The sequence below is a fragment of the Streptomyces sp. CB02414 genome, from assembly GCF_001905385.1.
Taxonomy (GTDB): Bacteria; Actinomycetota; Actinomycetes; order Streptomycetales; family Streptomycetaceae; genus Streptomyces.
The window spans coordinates 265,981-278,168 of record NZ_LIPF01000004.1 but is presented as its reverse complement, the minus strand read 5'-3'; the positions used below and the strand labels follow the sequence as shown (position 1 = coordinate 278,168).

The following is a 12,188-nucleotide window of genomic DNA, read 5'->3' as shown; positions in this document are numbered from 1 at the left end:
GCGGGATGCCTGAGCGGGCGGAGCGGTCAGGCTGCCCTCATCGGTCCACGAACCTGAGAGCCTGGTTGGGGCATGAGGCGACCGCGCTGCGGACGGCGGCGAGCCGGTCCGGCGGCACCTCGCCCGGGCGCGCCCGGACCACGCCGTCGTCCTGGACCTCGAAGTGTTCGGGAGCCTGCAGTTCGCAGATCGCCAGGCCAGCGCAGCGCGTCCGGTCGACCTCTACTTCCACATGGTTGCCGCGATCGGTTGCTGGTTCCATGGGGCGTGTGTGCCTTTCCCTCAGCTCCAGGCGTTGCCCGGCAGCAGATTCTGGTGCAGGACGTGCATGTCGGTGAACTCATGGAGGCCCCAGACCCCGTTCTCCACGCCCAGCCCGCTCCATTTGACGCCACCGAAGGGCAGCGAGGGCAACAGGTAGAGGTGGCAGTTGACCCAGGTCGTCCCCGCCTCGATACGGCGCGCGATGTCGCCGCCCCGTTCGACATCGCCGGTCCAGACAGAGGAGCCGAGGCCGAAGGGTGAGGCGTTGACGCGGGCCACCACGTCGTCGAGGTCGTCGTACGGCAGCACGGGCAAGGCTGGGCCGAACTGCTCCTCCGACACGATGGGCATCTCGTCGGTGACGTCGGTGAGGATCGTCGGGGCGTGGAAGTATCCCGGTCCCTCGACGGTCGCCCCGCCCGCAACGACGCGGGCACCGGCGTCGACCGCGCTCGCGACCAGGTCCGTCACCCGGTCCAGTTGCGGTCGGTTGTTCAACGGGCCGTGCGTGACGCCTTCGTCGAGACCGTTCCCCAGGCGCACGTTCTTGGCGCGCTCGCTCAGTGCTGCGAGCATGTCGTCGTAGACGGCACGCGCCACATACGTGCGCTTGACCGCCACACAGATCTGCCCCACGTTGGTCATGGCGCTGCCGAAGATGCCGGCCGCGGTCGTCTCCACGTCGGCGTCCTCCAGAACGATGGCCGGATCGTTGCCGCCGAGTTCCAGGGTGACCCGCTTGAGATCCTCGGCGGCCGCGATGGCCACTTTGCGCCCGCTGGCGGTCGAACCGGTGAAACTCACCTTCCGGATCGCCGGGTGCGAACTCAGCTTGGCCCCGAGCGGGTCGCGTCCCGAGATGACGTTCAGGACGCCCGGTGGAAAGACGTCTGCCAGGAGTTCACCGATCCTCAGCGTCGTCAGAGGCGTGTACGGCGAGGGCTTGAGCACGACCGTATTACCGGCACGGAGCGCGGGTGCGAGTTTCCAGAACGCCAGCCCGACCGGTGCGTTCCAGGGCGTGATCGCCGCGACCGGGCCCAGCGGCCGCCGCGACAGTTCGATCCGGGCGTGCGCGCTGTCCGCGAGAACCTCGGTCGGGGACTCCATGTCCGCGTAGTGGCGCAACCACTCGCTCGCCTGGAGCACTTCTCCCGTGGCCTCCCGCACGGGCTTGCCCTGCTCCTTCGTCAGCAGGGTGGCCAGGTCCCGGGTATGGCTCTCGATCCGCGCCGCAGCCTCCCGCATGGCCTCGCGGCGGCCCCGCTCGTCGGTCCGCCACTGCGCGAAGGCGGTGCGCGCCGCGCTGACGGCCCGTTCCAGGTCGGCGTCCGAGCAGTCGGGGGCAGCGGCGAAGACCTGGCCGGTGGCCGGATTCACCACGTCGAAGGATTCGCGACCCGCGACTCGCTCGCCGCCGATGGTCATGTCGAAGTCCGGCACATCGTCTCCTGTCTTCCGTTCACAACGCTGTGGTCTGGGTGGGTGTCGGAGCGGCCCTCAGAGGTGGGCCGGTGCGGGCCGTGAAACGACCAGCGACACGGCTCGGCACGCCCGGGACAGCCGCCCTCCGGTTCCTGCCCGGTCATGGCGAGAAACCCGGTGCCGCATTGGCACCGTTCGCGGCGAAGCCGTATCCGCAGCCGCGGAGCACCATGTCGACAAGGTCGGACAGACACGCGTCGCCGTCGGCGGCCAGCTCCGTGTGCGGCGTGGACGAGGCAGTCATGACATGCATGGCGACGCCCCCGATGATCGCGTCGATCACCGCGTTCGCGGACGGGGCGAGGGGAAGACTCCCCCGGCTCATGGCCAAGCGGACCACTCCCCGTGCCCGGGAAACGGTTCGCGGAAAGAGGCCGAGGTGCAGGGCGTCCAGCAGCTCGGGATTGTGCATGGCCTCGATGTAGACGCGCAGGTACTCCAGGCGCGTCTCCCTGGTGTACATGACGAAGTGGTCCTTCGCCACGGCGATGAGGTAGTCCCGGATGCCGGCATCGGCCGGCAGGGCCAACTCGTGCCGGTGTGCCTCCTCGTTCTCGGGCCAGCTCGCCGTCAGCAGGTCGACCTGACTCCCGTACCGCCGGTAGATGGCGTCCTTGCTCACCTGCGCCCGGCGGGCCACGGTCTCGAAGTTGAACCCTGACCGGCCGCGTTCCGCGTACACCGCCTTGGCCGCCGCGAGGATGCGTTCGTCGATGTCCGTGTCCCTGGGGCGGCCGCGTCGGGACGCCCTGCCGCCCCGACCCGCGTGCGTCATGCGGTCGTCCGTGCCCGAGTCGTTCATCGTCTGCCCTCCTCGCCTCGGCCTCGCGATCCGACCGCCCAGTGGTCGGCAAGGACCGGGCGTCCACCCCTGCGGCCCGCTTCCCCCCGAACTCGGCGGGGCAGGAGACAGGGGTTCACGCACCCTCACATCGCGTTCCTCGTCCTTTGGGTCGGCACAGCGGCCCGGCCGGCGTCCCGGCGTCAGCCTGTCTCGTGCCGGACGGGCAGATGCTTGATGCTGTGGAACATGTTCGAGCGCATGAGACTCGCCTCGCCGGCAAGTTCCAGGTCGGGGAGCAGCGTGAACAACTCCTCGAACATCACCCGAGCCTCCATACGGGCGAGACTGGCTCCCAGGCAGAAGTGCGGCCCGCCACCTCCGAAAGCCACGTGCGGGTTGGGATCGCGTTTGATGTCGAAGCGGTAGGGGTCCCGGAAGACCGCCGGGTCGCGGTTGGCCGCGATGTACCACAGCACGATCTTGTCGCCCGCGGCGATCTGCTGTCCCCCGAGCACCGTGTCCTGCGCGGCGTCTCGAGCGAAGTGGATCACGGGTGTGCCCCAGCGCAGCATCTCCTCTACCGCGCGCGGGATGAGACTGCGGTCCTCGCGCAACTCGGCGCGCTGGTCCGGATGCTCGATGAGCGCGAGCATGCCGTGGGAGATCAGGTTGCGAGTGGTCTCGTTGCCTGCCGCGCTCAGCAGCTGGAAGAAGGCGAGGTACTCCGCGTCTGTCAGCTTCTCACCGTCCAGCTCGGCCTGGAGCAGCAGGCTGGTGAGGTCGGAGCCGGGCTTCTTGCGGCGCTCGACGGCCAGCTCCGCCGCATACGCGTACAGCTCCGACACAGCGCTGCGGGCATCCTCGACGCTGGCGGAATACTCGGGGTCACCCGGCCCCATCATCCTGTTCGTCAGCTCGAAGATGAGCGGCTTGTCGGCGTCGGGGATGCCCATCAGGTCGCAGATCACCGACAGCGGGAGCTCCGCCGAGATCTCGTGGACGAAGTCGAACTCGTCCTTGTCCGCGACCCTGGCGACGATCGACCTGGCCAGTTCCCGTGTACTGTCCTCCAGCCGGGCGATGACCCGCGAGGTGAACGCCCGGCTCACCAGTCCTCTCAGGCGGGTGTGGTCGGTGCCGTTCATCATGTGCATCTGGTTCATCATGGCGCGGCCGATCTCGTCCGGTTCGGCACCCACCGGATACTGATCGCTGGCCGAGTTGTTCAGGGTGCACAGGAACCGCGCGGTGTCCCGGCTCGCCTCGACGAGTTCCGCGTGGCCCGTAACGGCCCAGAAGTCACGTCCGGCCGAGTTGGCGTGGCGTTGCACGGGGCCGGCGTCGCGCAGCGTGTCGAAGGCGTCGTACGGGACTCCGCCCGCCCAGGTGTCGAGGTCCACCAGCCCTACGTCAGCCATGGAGGTCTCCCTGCGCCTTGATGCTGCCGACGCTCACTCCGGCGACCAGGCCGCCGTCAACCGGCAGATCCGCACCGTTGACGAAAGCGGCATCGGGCCCGAGCAGGAACACGACCACCTTTGCCACGTCCTCGGGCGTGGCGTGCCGCCCAAGGGCCTTCTCGGACCAGTCGATGGCGCCCTCCTCCATCGACTGCTTGAAGTCCTCCAGGATGCCGGTCGTCGTGGCACCGGGACAGACGGCGTTCATACGGACGCCATGGCGCCACGCGGCGTGCGAGCGCCGCTTGGTGTAAAGGATGGCGGCCTGCTTGGAGACGTCGTACGCCCTCGTTCCCGAGGACGGCCCCTTCTCCACGACCCACTTGAGTCCGGTTTCGAAGTCCGGCGAGTCGACGAGTTCGGTGAGTTTTTCGACGTGCATCTGCCACGCCGCCCCCGCGATGGATGCGACGTTGACGACCGCGCCTCCGGGGCGGATCCGGTCGATGACGCTCTCGGTGAGTTGCCGCAGTCCCAGGAAGTTGACCCGGAACACGGATTCGGCCGGGCGCGTTCCCGGGATGCCGGCGACGTTGGCAAGTCCGTCGAGCTGGTCCGGCAGCTCAGCGACGGCCTGCTGGATGGATGCCTTGTCGGAGAGGTCGCACCGCACGTACGTCACGCGCGGATCGCCCGGGTCGTCCCTGTCGAGAGCGACCACCCGTGCCTCTTCGGCCAGCAGTCGCTCCCGCACCGCGGCACCTATCCCCGCCGTGGCGCCCGTCACCGCGATCGTCCGCCCTGCCCATGTCATTCGGGTCTCCTTCTTGCCCTGTTCCTGTTCCATGCTCGATGCGCCGCGCTCGCGGCGTGCCCTTGCTCCCGCATACGAGGTGGAGGCCGATGTCGGGGAGAAGGTGTCGCTTGTGGCGTCACCGTCGCTCCGCCCACGCCGTCGCCGGGCGAGTGGTGGTCCCGCACGACGGCCCCGCAGCGGCCAGTGGTGCCTTTCCTGTGCGAGCCGATCGTCAGTGGCGGCTCTGTCGCCATGAGGACAAGAGAGGTCCTTGACGCGTCGCAGGAACCCGCGTCCCGGAAGGGCCGACCCCCGGGATCGCCGTGAACGACGGTTCCGGCGTCCAGCGGGTGAGCGAGCCGGGAACCGAGGTCTCCTCCCCCGGACCTCCTTATAGTGCAGTTCAGAACCTGGTTCTGAACGCTAGTCGTCGCGGAGGCACCGGGTCAACAGCCCGTGCGTCTCCACATGTTGCGCCACGGACCGGCGCGATGAGCCAATGAGAGGATCAGCGAATGAGGATCGCCCCCGAGATGAGCGTCCGCGAGGCCGTGGCCGCGATGCTGGCCCGGCACAATGGGAACTTGTCGGCCCTCCACCCCTTCTGGACGGCGTCGCGCGCCGGCCAACAGGAGCGCTACGAAAGGATCCTGGTCGCCGCCATAGAGCTGGCACGCACCCAGGGGTACGACGCGATGCAGATGCGCAACGTCGCCCTGCGCTCGAACGTCGCGCTCGCCACGGTCTACACGTACTTCCAGTCTCGCGACCACCTGATCCACCGGGCCTCCGTCGCCTGGAACTCGATCTTGACGGAGGCCGCTGCCGAGCACGCGCACGCCACCCGCGCATCCGACGAGGGCGGGCGGACCCCTTTCCTCACCTTCATCACCGCACTCACCGGCATGTTCGTCGCACAGCCCAAGGTGCTCGAGGTTTGGGTACGGTCGACCATGACTCGGGACAAGTCGGTGACGAGTACCCAGGCGAACATCGACTGGCTGCACTGGGCGCGCGCCTTCGATCACGACGTGTCGCCCGGAAGCGACCTCGAACACCACATGCTCGTGATCGGCGACGTCTTCTACGCCGGCGCCGTACGCTGGGCGTTCGGCCAGGCCGAACTCGACCAGGTCATCGATCGCACCCTCGGCGTCACCGAACGCCTCCTTGGCGCGCCGAACAGCGTCGACGGGTGACGGTCTCGCACGCGCCTGAAGGCCTCCATGTCCTGCTCTCGATGGCTGATCCCGGAATGCGGGCGAAGGCTGAGCCTGGAAATAGTGTGGTGGCACATCACAAATGTCGACCGCACCTACGCGGTGTCCGTTTCGCCGGCCCTTCCGTGTGCGACAGGCCGGAGGTGCAGCCGCGATGGAGAGTGAAGTCGGGCACCGCCCCCGCCGCGGAACAACCGCCGGTGGGCGCGATGGCGCTATCGTCCACGAGCCCCGTCGGTTCCGCCCCGGTTACCCTTTCGTGGCTCCGCAACGGGACTACCGGCCTCCAGGTCCGGCATGACTTTCCCCCTAGTTGTTCATGATCTGGCGCCCCGAGATCCGTGTGCCCTTCACCTCCGGCGGCGTGGAGGTCGAACAGGGACGCGTCCTGATGGTGGAAGCATCGGACGGGCACACCGTCTACCGGGCCCAGTCGCACCGGACAGTTCTGCGGATCGCCTGACACATGAAGGGTCCGGGCACCCTGGGCGCCCGGGCCCCCAGTTCTGCCAGGTGACGACACCGAAGCTGTGACGCAGTATTGACCTTGCCCAAAATCTAGCTCTATAAAATTTTTAGAGCTAGCCTGCGCCCCCGGGACTACAGGACTCCACCTGATGGAAAGCCGGGAACCCGCCATGACACTCAACGTCGAGTCATCGAACCGAGATGAGAAGGCCGGCGGCACAGCCGGCTTCGGGGCACGCTTGGCCCTCATCCTGATCGCACTCCTGTGGGCATCGCAGTTGAACGGCCTCATCGGCCTGATCTCCGGAAACGTTCAGTCCGAGATCGCCATCAACTTCCACACCACGCAGATCGTCTGGTTCAGCCAGATCAGTCTGCTGGTAGGCACCTTCACATCACCGTTCGTCTTCAAGTACGCCACGATGTACGGCAAGAAGCGCGTGCTGGTCGTCATCACCGTGCTCGGCCTCATCGGCGACACGATCGCCGCCGTCGCGACGAACTACGAGACGCTTCTGGTCGGCCGAGCCATCGCGGGCTTCTACGCTCCGTCGATCGCACTCGTCTACGCCATGGCCCGTGACGTCTTCCCACGGCATCTCGTGGGTCAGGCAAGCGGATTTCTCGGCGGCGGCATGGGGGTGCTCGCGCTGGGCGGCCCGTTCCTGTCCGGCTGGATCATCGACGACTTCGGATACCGCGGCGCCCTGTGGTTCATGGTCATCGCCACCGCGATAAGCCTGCTGGGCCTGCTCGTCCTCGTCCCCGAGAGCCCGGTCCGCGAACCCCGCACACGCATGGACTGGGCCGGCGGTGTCCTGGTGGGCGGTGGCCTGACGGCCGTCATATACGGTGTCGGCGAAGGCGCCGACTGGGGCTGGGGCGACGGACGCACTCTGGGCTGCATCATCGGCGGCCTCGCGGCGGTGGTCGCCTTCGTCGTCGTCGAGGGCAAGGTCGCCCACCCGATGTTCCCCATATCCCTGCTGGGACGCCGTCGAGTGTGGGCGACCTTCCTGGTCACAGGCCTCATCATGGGTGCGGTCTTCGCGCAGGGCACCGTACTGAACCTCCTCGTCCTCATGCCGGACATCCCCGGTCTCTCCGACGGACTGGGGTGGACGGCGACGAAGAACGCCTGGGTCGGTGCCCCCACCAGTGTCACCATGATCGTCGTGTCGGTCTTGGCGGGCTCGCTGGCCCGCCGCTTCGACTCACGCCTGCTGTTGGCCATCGGTGGCGCGTTGGTGGCCATCGGCATCGCCCTCACGTCGCAGTTCCACTACAGCGTCGGTCAGTTGATGTCCGTCGGCATCGTCAGTGGCCTGGGCATGGGGCTGGTGGTCGCTCTGGTTCCCATCATGATCATCGAATCCGTATCACCGGAAGAGCAGGCCCTGGGCAACGGAGCTCAGAGCAAGATCCAGGGCGTCTTTCAGGGAGTGTTCACGCAGATCGCCTTCGTGCTCGTCGCACGGAACAGCAAGGAGATGCAGGGCACCGCCTTCTACAATGACGACAGCTTCAGCAACGGCTTCCTGTTCTTCGCCGGGGCAGTCGCGCTCGCCACCCTGCTCGTACCGCTGATCCCCAGGGCCAAGCGCCTTGACCAGGTGGAGGCAGGCCATGCGGTGTGACCGGTTTCCGCCCCATGCACCCCGGCCGGCGCCGTTCAGCGGAGCCGGCCACTGCCCAACCGGCCGCCCACCGCTCAGCCGACCCGCCCCTCCTCGACACCGGGGGCGCCAGCCGAATCGATGAACATCCTGGCGAAGGTCTCCGCCACGGCCGCCACATCGACCGAAGGATCATGCATCCACTGGATCTGCAGACCGTCCAGCACCGCGAGCAGCACGCGCGCCAGATTCTCAGCCGGCTCGTCCGCACGCAGTTCGCCTCGTTCCTGCTGTGCCTCCAGGTCTTTGGTGACCTCTTCCGCGAGACTGCGATAGCGCCGGGCGAAGTATGCGTGCGCGGGGCTCTCCGGGTCCGTGGCGGCCGCCGACAAGGTGACGTAAAGCTTGGCGAGACCGGGATGGTCCGTGGTGTGGCGGACACTGGCAACCATGTTCCGCGCCATCCCTCCGGCCGCCCCGGCGGGCTGGGCAACCGCCTTGCCTATCAGATCACGCCGCTCCAGTACGGCCAGCAGGAGATCGTCACGCGTAGGGAAGTAGTAGGTCAGCGCCGGCTGGGTCACCCCCACCCGGTCGGCGATGTCCTGCAGAGAGGCGCGCTCCCCGTGCTCGTCGACGGCCTCGTAGGCGGCCTCGAGAATCCGCTCCCGTCGCTCACCGCTCTTACGGTACGGTCCCCGCGGCTTCCTTTTGCTGGTCACTGGTCGACGGTACTTCACCGTCGGACCTCGTGGCCCCTCCGGCTGACACATCGAAGACGTCGGCACGCTGACCCGTCGGGTGCAGTTCCACCGGCCGGCGACGCCTCACCCGCACCCTTCAACACCGTAAGTAGTGCGAGGGGTACTGCCTGTATCTGAACCCTGTCGGCCTTCAGGAGTGCACCGGAGGCCAGCGAGAACCGCCCAGCAGTTCACTCGACCTCGAGAGGTCTGCAGCGCTTCGCGGCAGCTGTACCGGGCTTAGTGAAACGTTTTAACCTTCTTCGCGCTCAACGCGCCGACCGTGACTGCGGGAGAACAACGGGGCCTTGACGACTCTGACAAGGCGGGCTAACTTTCAATGAATCGATTCATTCGAGCCGTATCCAGCGAAGTCACGCCACACCTCTCGTCGGTCCTGCTTCCGGTCCTGCGCTCATGCCATTCAAGGTGGACATGCCCGTCATCGCTGCCGCAAAGGCCGCTCTCACCGATCAGCGGATCGAGACGCCGTCATGGGGATGCGGCAACTGCGGCACCTGCTTCAAGGTGTTCGTCCAGCCCGGCGTCCCGCGCACTCCTTGGGAGAAGCCGGACGGCGCCGCGGATGGTGTACGAGGTCACCGGGATCGCACCGAAGGTGTCCCTGCGCATCCGGCCCGCCGAGACCGGCTCACCGAAGCGCTGGCGACCGTGTACGAGCGACTCGGTGACGACCAGCGTCTCCTGCTCGAGTACCAGTTCTTCGCGCCAGCCTTCTGCGCGACCGACGTGCCGGACTGGGGAACCTCCCACCTGCAGCGCGTCCAGCTCGGCGAGAATGTCCACGTCATGATCGACACCGGTCGCCACGCGCCGGGCACCAACATCCAGTTCATCGTGGCGCTGCTGCTGCGCGGGGCGAAGCACGGCGGCTTCGACTTCAGCTCCCGCTTCCACGCGGACGACGACCTGATGGCGGGCTCCGCCGACCCGTTCCAGCTCGCTCCTGCGCGAGGCCACCGCAAACAGCGGATCAGCGCCGGAGACGAAGTGGCGTTCATGCTCGACCAGTGCCGCACCATCGAGGCGAAGATTCCGGCCGTGATCCGCACCGTGATCAATGTGCAGGAGGCGACGGCCAAGGCGCTGCTCGTCGACACCGAAGCGCTGCGCGCCGCAGGGGCGGCGGGCGATGTGCTCGCCGCACCCGTGGTGCTGATGGACGCCTACAGCACCGATGTGCGTCCGCCTGCCCCCGGCCCCGTCGTTGCCTACACGGCGACCAGACCGGCTGAGGGCTTGACCAGACCGACGCCCTCTCCGGACACCCGCACCCCGATCACTCGAAGGAACACGCCATGACCTCCGTCCATTCTGAAGTCGCCGCACTGCTGGCGCGCTCGAACCGCCTGGGCGCCGACCCCCGCAACACCAACTACGCGGGTGGCAACACCTCCGCCAAGGGCACGGCCACCGACCCGGTCACCGGCGGCGACGTCGAGTTGATGTGGGTCAAGGGCTCGGGGGGTGACCTCGGCACGCTCACCGAGACCGGACTCGCCGCCCTGCGCGTCGACCGGCTGCGCGCGCTCACCGAGGTGTACCCGGGGGTGGAGCGCGAGGACGAGATGGTCGCCGCGTTCGACTACTGCCTGCACGGCAAGGGCGGCGCTGCGCCGTCCATCGACACGGCGATGCACGGTTTGGTCGAGGCCGCGCACGTGGATCACCTGCACCCTGATTCGGGAATCGCGCTCGCTTGTGCCGCCGACGGCGAGAAGCTGACCACCGAGTGCTTCGGCGAGAAGGTGGTCTGGGTGCCGTGGCGGCGCCCCGGCTTCCAGCTCGGTCTGGACATCGCCGCCATCAAGGCGGCCAGTCCGCAGGCGATCGGCTGCGTGCTGGGCGGACACGGCATCACCGCGTGGGGTGACACCTCCGAGGAGTGCGAGGCGAACTCCCTGTTCATCATCCGCACCGCGGAGCAGTTCCTCGCCGAGCGCGGCAAGGACGAACCGTTCGGTCCGGCCATCGAGGGGTACGCCGCCCTCAGCGCCGACAAGCGACGGGCGCGCGCCGCCCGACTCGCTCCCGTCATCCGTGGACTGGCGTCGACGGACCGGCCCCAGGTAGGCCACTTCGACGACTCCGAGACCGTCCTGGACTTCCTGGCGCGTGCCGAGCACCCGCGTCTGGCCGCGCTCGGCACCTCCTGCCCCGACCACTTCCTGCGCACCAAGGTCCGCCCGCTGGTCCTCGACCTGCCGCCGACCGCCGAACTCGAAGCGGTGGTGGACCGTTTGAAGGAGCTGCACACCGCCTACCGCGAGGAGTACGCGGCCTACTACCAGCGCCACGCCACCCCGGGCTCCCCCGCAATGCGCGGTGCGGACCCCGCCATCGTCCTGGTCCCCGGCATCGGCATGTTCAGCTTCGGCAAGGACAAGCAGACGGCTCGGGTCGCCGGCGAGTTCTACCTCAACGCGATCAACGTGATGCGCGGCGCCGAGGCGGTCTCCACCTACGCGCCCATCGAGGAGTCGGAGAAGTTCCGCATCGAGTACTGGTCCCTCGAAGAGGCCAAGCTCCAGCGGATGCCGAAGCCCAAGCCCCTGGCCACCAGGGTGGCGCTGGTGACCGGCGCGGGATCCGGCATCGGCAAGGCCATTGCCCACCGGCTGGTCTCCGAGGGCGCGTGCGTCGTGGTCGCCGACCTGAACGGGGACAACGCCGCCGCCGTCGCCGAGGAGCTGGGCGGTGCGGACAAGGCCGTCGCGGTGACGGTGGACGTCACCTCGGAGGCGCAGATCGCGTCGGCCTTCGATGCGGCCTCCCTCGCTTTCGGCGGGGTCGACCTGGTGGTCAACAACGCGGGCATCTCCATCTCCAAGCCGCTGCTGGAGACCACCGCGAAGGACTGGGACCTCCAGCACGACATCATGGCCCGCGGCTCCTTCCTCGTCTCGCGTGAGGCGGCCCGGGCAATGCGCGCGCAGGAGATGGGTGGCGACATCGTCTACATCGCCTCCAAGAACGCCGTCTTCGCCGGCCCCAACAACGTCGCCTACTCCGCCACCAAGGCCGACCAGGCCCACCAGGTGCGGCTCCTCGCCGCCGAGCTGGGCGGCGACGGCATCCGCGTCAACGGCGTCAACCCCGACGGCGTGGTCCGCGGTTCGGGCATCTTCGCGGGCGGCTGGGGTGCCCAGCGGGCGGCGACGTACGGCATCGAGGAGGAGAAGCTCGGCGAGTTCTACGCACAGCGCACCCTCCTCAAGCGGGAGGTGCTACCGGAGCACGTCGCGAACGCCGTGTTCGCCCTGACCGGCGGCGACCTCACCCACACGACCGGTCTGCACATCCCGGTCGACGCGGGTGTGGCAGCGGCGTTCCTGCGCTGACGCGGCAGACACCCTCGCGGGGCGCCGGGGAACCGGCGCCCACCGGGGGC

The 12,188-nt window shown here is 68.1% G+C and carries 11 protein-coding genes; 5 read left to right on the top strand and 6 right to left on the bottom strand.

The features are described from left to right. Positions 1-37: 37 nt before the first annotated feature. The 5 genes from AMK11_RS15300 to AMK11_RS15280 form a co-directional block, all read right to left on the bottom strand. Entirely contained in the window at positions 38-262 is a 225-nt protein-coding gene (locus tag AMK11_RS15300) for a ferredoxin (protein ID WP_073727299.1), read from the bottom strand. Positions 263-282: 20 nt separating this feature from the next. After that, the gene (locus AMK11_RS15295) at positions 283-1,707 is read right to left on the bottom strand and encodes an aldehyde dehydrogenase family protein (protein ID WP_241846978.1); all 1,425 of its coding nucleotides are present in this window, start codon (positions 1,705-1,707) and stop codon (positions 283-285) included. Positions 1,708-1,849: 142 nt separating this feature from the next. Further along, the gene (locus AMK11_RS15290) at positions 1,850-2,551 is read right to left on the bottom strand and encodes a TetR/AcrR family transcriptional regulator (RefSeq protein ID WP_073727297.1); all 702 of its coding nucleotides are present in this window, start codon (positions 2,549-2,551) and stop codon (positions 1,850-1,852) included. 182 nt (positions 2,552-2,733) lie between these two features. Next, entirely contained in the window at positions 2,734-3,951 is a 1,218-nt protein-coding gene (locus AMK11_RS15285) for a cytochrome P450 (protein ID WP_073727295.1), read from the bottom strand. Next, a complete protein-coding gene (locus tag AMK11_RS15280; protein WP_073727294.1) occupies positions 3,944-4,747 on the bottom strand; it encodes a coniferyl-alcohol dehydrogenase in 804 nt (267 codons plus the stop codon). The genes AMK11_RS15285 and AMK11_RS15280 overlap by 8 nt, the downstream gene beginning before the upstream one ends. 497 nt (positions 4,748-5,244) lie before the next feature. Between AMK11_RS15280 and AMK11_RS15275 the strand changes: the two genes are divergently transcribed. The 3 genes from AMK11_RS15275 (at position 5,245) to AMK11_RS15270 (ending at position 8,054) form a co-directional block, all read left to right on the top strand. Continuing rightward, positions 5,245-5,928: a helix-turn-helix domain-containing protein gene (locus AMK11_RS15275; RefSeq protein WP_073727292.1), complete on the top strand. Its 684-nt coding sequence runs from the start codon at positions 5,245-5,247 to the stop codon at positions 5,926-5,928. 340 nt (positions 5,929-6,268) lie between these two features. Further along, positions 6,269-6,412 (top strand): hypothetical protein, encoded by a 144-nt coding sequence (locus tag AMK11_RS37950; protein WP_158070974.1) that lies wholly within the window; start codon positions 6,269-6,271, stop codon positions 6,410-6,412. A 175-nt stretch (positions 6,413-6,587) separates the two neighbouring features. Beyond that, complete coding sequence (locus AMK11_RS15270; RefSeq protein WP_073727918.1) at positions 6,588-8,054, top strand: MFS transporter; 1,467 nt, start codon at positions 6,588-6,590, stop codon at positions 8,052-8,054. Positions 8,055-8,128: 74 nt separating this feature from the next. Here AMK11_RS15270 and AMK11_RS15265 read toward each other — a convergent pair whose 3' ends face one another. After that, the gene (locus AMK11_RS15265; RefSeq protein WP_073727290.1) at positions 8,129-8,755 is read right to left on the bottom strand and encodes a TetR/AcrR family transcriptional regulator; all 627 of its coding nucleotides are present in this window, start codon (positions 8,753-8,755) and stop codon (positions 8,129-8,131) included. A gap of 456 nt (positions 8,756-9,211) precedes the next feature. Here AMK11_RS15265 and AMK11_RS15260 point away from each other — a divergent pair, with 456 nt between their 5' ends. Both AMK11_RS15260 and AMK11_RS15255 read left to right on the top strand, forming a co-directional pair. Further along, entirely contained in the window at positions 9,212-10,099 is an 888-nt protein-coding gene (locus AMK11_RS15260; protein WP_073727288.1) for a hypothetical protein, read from the top strand. Continuing rightward, complete coding sequence (locus AMK11_RS15255) at positions 10,096-12,138, top strand: bifunctional rhamnulose-1-phosphate aldolase/short-chain dehydrogenase (protein ID WP_073727286.1); 2,043 nt, start codon at positions 10,096-10,098, stop codon at positions 12,136-12,138. The genes AMK11_RS15260 and AMK11_RS15255 overlap by 4 nt, the downstream gene beginning before the upstream one ends. Positions 12,139-12,188: the final 50 nt, after the last annotated feature.

Excerpts from the sequence above, each read along its gene's own strand:
- AMK11_RS15300 (WP_073727299.1), bottom strand. The coding sequence starts at position 262 with ATGGAACCAGCAACCGATCGCGGCAACCATGTGGAAGTAGAGGTCGAC.
- AMK11_RS15290 (WP_073727297.1), bottom strand. The coding sequence starts at position 2,551 with ATGAACGACTCGGGCACGGACGACCGCATGACGCACGCGGGTCGGGGC.
- AMK11_RS15285 (WP_073727295.1), bottom strand. The coding sequence starts at position 3,951 with ATGGCTGACGTAGGGCTGGTGGACCTCGACACCTGGGCGGGCGGAGTC.
- AMK11_RS15280 (WP_073727294.1), bottom strand. The coding sequence starts at position 4,747 with ATGACATGGGCAGGGCGGACGATCGCGGTGACGGGCGCCACGGCGGGG.
- AMK11_RS15275 (WP_073727292.1), top strand. The coding sequence starts at position 5,245 with ATGAGGATCGCCCCCGAGATGAGCGTCCGCGAGGCCGTGGCCGCGATG.
- AMK11_RS37950 (WP_158070974.1), top strand. The coding sequence starts at position 6,269 with ATGATCTGGCGCCCCGAGATCCGTGTGCCCTTCACCTCCGGCGGCGTG.
- AMK11_RS15270 (WP_073727918.1), top strand. The coding sequence starts at position 6,588 with ATGACACTCAACGTCGAGTCATCGAACCGAGATGAGAAGGCCGGCGGC.
- AMK11_RS15260 (WP_073727288.1), top strand. The coding sequence starts at position 9,212 with ATGCCCGTCATCGCTGCCGCAAAGGCCGCTCTCACCGATCAGCGGATC.
- AMK11_RS15255 (WP_073727286.1), top strand. The coding sequence starts at position 10,096 with ATGACCTCCGTCCATTCTGAAGTCGCCGCACTGCTGGCGCGCTCGAAC.